General features: G+C 72.3%; 3 protein-coding genes. All 3 read right to left on the bottom strand.

Annotated features, from left to right (window positions below; translation table 11 throughout):
• Window positions 1–659: DUF4142 domain-containing protein (locus AOK23_RS16280; RefSeq protein WP_055713432.1), on the bottom strand; the 659-nt coding region annotated here is incomplete at its 3' end.
• A gap of 292 nt (window positions 660–951) precedes the next feature.
• Entirely contained in the window at window positions 952–2,358 is a 1,407-nt protein-coding gene (locus AOK23_RS16275; protein WP_055713433.1) for an MbnB/TglH/ChrH family RiPP precursor modification enzyme, read from the bottom strand.
• 149 nt (window positions 2,359–2,507) lie between these two features.
• A partial coding sequence (locus tag AOK23_RS16270) for a DUF4142 domain-containing protein (protein WP_055713431.1) occupies window positions 2,508–3,224 on the bottom strand: 717 nt, incomplete at its 5' end.

Here is a 3,224-nt window from a genome sequence, read left to right as displayed (position 1 = left end):
GCGTCGTAGGGGAAACGCGGGGGGCTCGCGGCAGCCGCGTCCCGGGCGATCGCGTCGTAGTCGACGAGCCCGGTGGCCTCCAGGACCTTGATGTGGTCGAGGACGGTGGTGTTGGCGTCGTCGGCGAGGTCGCGGACCAGCGAGTTGCGGGTGGTGGCGCGGACCTGGGCGACGACGGAGAACACCTTGCCGTGGGCCGTCCGCAGGATGTTCGCGAACTCCCGGTCGTACTGCTCGCCCCGCGCCGCGTCCAGCGTGCTGAGCCAGGCTTTCTGCTGGTCGTTCGGCTGGTTGGGCAGGGCCAGCCCGAGCCGGGCGGCGACGTTGCGGACCCGGGCGTCGAGGAAGGTGTGCCCCTCGACGAGGTGCTCGCCCGCCGTCCGTACGGCCTTGGTGGTGCCCTTCGTCTGGGCCTGCTGCCCGGCGGGCAGCTCCCACAGCCCCGCCAGCCGGACCTTGGTGATGAACTCCCGGTCCAGCCCGGACAGCGCGCCGTACTGCGTCGTCACGGTGGACGCGTTGAGCGTGTCGACGCCGGTGCCCGAGCGGTCGCTGTACGACCAGATCGGGAAGATCAGTGCCAGGAGCGTCGCCGTCAGCCCGGCGACGATGAGCCCTGTTCCATTGAGCAGTCCTTTGCTGCGTCTGTCGGATCGCATGGTGCCTCCTGCTCGCGGCACCGCACGCAGGTGCGTTTCGGGTGCGGATTGGCCTACGGAACGGCATGTTACTGCCCGGTCCGCACCAACTGCCGTACGAGGAGGAAAGGTTGAGGACGGTATAAATCGCACCGGATGGGATGCCGGGGCCGCTGGACAGGTCAGGTGAAAGCGGAGTGAATGGGGCGTGAAACCCGTGTGCAGGACATGGGTTTGTTAATCGCAGCACACCGGGGGCGCGCGAGAGGCCGCCTCGCTTCCAGCAGCGGGGCGGCGTGGGGGCGCACGGCGGTCAGCGGCGCAAAAGCACCCTGCGGGTCGCACGGGCCAGCCGCGCCGTCGGGCGCCGGGACAGGGGTGCCGGGCCGGAGCGCTCCAGCCACCACTCGCGCAGCGCACGCCGGGTGCCCGCGTCCTCGACCCGGTCGGCCAGCAGCAGGTGCTCGGCGAAGGACAGGGCGTCGCGCCGGTAGCCGTCGGTCATCGGGTGGCCCTGCGCGTACGCCACGAACGCCGACCGGTACGACGTGCCCAGGATCACCGGCAGCTCCGGCGCGACCTTGCCCACGACGTCCGCCCGCTTGGCCGCGAGCGCCCGGGACTGCACCCCGAGCCGCACCCGGTCGAACCCCTCGGGCACCGGCGTTCCCGCGACCAGCGCCGACAACAGCGCGGCCTGCGCCAGCCCGAGCCGCTGCCGGGCGACCGGCTTACCCTCCCCACCGGGCACCTCCTCGGCGGACGTGACCGGCTCGGCCGCGGGGGCGGACCCGGCCGCGGACTCGGCCGACGCGGCCGGTGCGCTGGCTGGTGTCGTGGCCGGCTCGTCCGACGCGGGCGCGCCGCCCTGCGTCCCGGCGGTCTTCAGCACCCCCCGGATCGCGTCCAGCTCGCGCTCCAGCTCGGCCGGCTCCGGGAAGTTCTCGTCGCGCTCCAGGAGGACACCGGGTGGGCTCACCCGTGAGGCGAGCTCGGCGAGGACGTCGAGGACCTGCTGGGGGACGGGGTGGGCGTGGCTGTCGTGCCAGACCCCGTCCCGCTCGAAACCGCCCGCGACATGGACGTACGCGATGGCCTCGACCGGCAGCTCGTCCAGCGCCTTCGCGGGGTCCTCGCCCCGGTTGACGTGGTTGGTGTGGAGGTTCGCCACGTCGATCAGGAGCCGGACCCCGGTGCGGTCGACGAGGTCGTACAGGAACTGCCCCTCCGTCATCTCCTCGCCCGGCCAGTTGATCAGCGCCGCGATGTTCTCCAGGGCCAGCGGCACCGGCAGCGCGTCCTGGGCGATCCGTACGTTCTCGCACAGCACGTCCAGCGCGTCCCGGGTGCGCGGCACCGGCAGCAGATGCCCGGCCTCCAGCCGCGGCGACGCGGTGAGGGCGCCCCCCGCCCGGACGAACGCGATGTGCTCGGTGACGAGGGGCGCGCCCAGGGCCTCCGCGCGCTCGGCGAGGTTCCGCAGCCGCTCCTCGTCGGGGCGGTCGGCGCCGCCGAGGCCGAGCGAGACGCCGTGCGGCACGACCGTGACCCCCCGCTCGCGCAGCCGCAGCAGCGACTCGGGGATGTGGCCGGGGCAGACGTTCTCCGCGACGACCTCGACCCAGTCGACGCCGCCGGCCGACCCGGCCATGCGCTCGACGGCGTCCTCGATCTCCGGACGCCATCCGATTCCCGTACCCAGCTGCCTGATCCGCTCCATCGTCCCCTCCTCGGTCACGGCCACACCCAGACCCTGTGTTCGTCTCCTTACGACGGACCTGTGTTCCGGCGTGACGGAGTCATGGCCCCGCCGCCCGGAGCCGAACCCCGAGAAGGGGACCTTCAGAGCAACATTTGAGCTTTCGGCGGCTACTGGATCGCCGGTTCGCCCTGGTCCTTGTTCAGCTCCTCCGGGTCCGGACGACGGGTGTTGACGACGCCGGGCGTGGTCGGCGACGGGGTCGACTTCACATCGGGGTTGGTCGACGGCTCCGCGGCGGGCGCGGGCTGCACGATCTGCCCCGGCACCGGCGGCGGCGGTCCGGTCGGGCTCGCCGTACCGCTGACCGAGTTGTCGGCGATCTGAGCGAAGTCGATCTCCCCGGTCCCCTCCAGGATCGTGATGTGGTCGAGCACGGTCTGGTTGGCGTCGGAGGCCAGCTGGCGGACCAGCGTGTTGCGGGTGCTGTTCCGCACGGCGGCGATGGCCGGGAAGATCTTGCCGTGCGCGGCCCGCAGCAGGTTCGCCCAGGTCTTGTTGTACTCGGCCTCGGTCTTGGCGGCGGTCATCTCGTCCAGCCAGCCCTGCTGCTGGGCGTTGGGCTGGTTCGGCAGCTCGACACCCAGCTTCGCCGCGATGATCCGGGACCGCTTGTCCAGGTCGGTGTGGCCCTTGATCAGGTGGTCCGCTGCCTCCCTGACGGACTTGCTGCCGCTGCGCTCCAGGGCCTGCTGGCCGGCCGGCAGCTCCCACAGGCCCGCGAGCCGCACCCGGATGATGAGGTCACGGTCCATGGGGGTGAGCGGCCCCCACTGCGTGGTCACCGTGTCACCGGTGGGCACGGCCGCGGCGGCCGCCGCGTTGCG

Source organism: Streptomyces torulosus (genome assembly GCF_001419765.1).
GTDB lineage: Bacteria > Actinomycetota > Actinomycetes > Streptomycetales > Streptomycetaceae > Streptomyces > Streptomyces torulosus.
The sequence above is the reverse complement of the archived record's forward strand: the minus strand, read 5'-3'. Positions and strand labels throughout refer to the sequence as shown.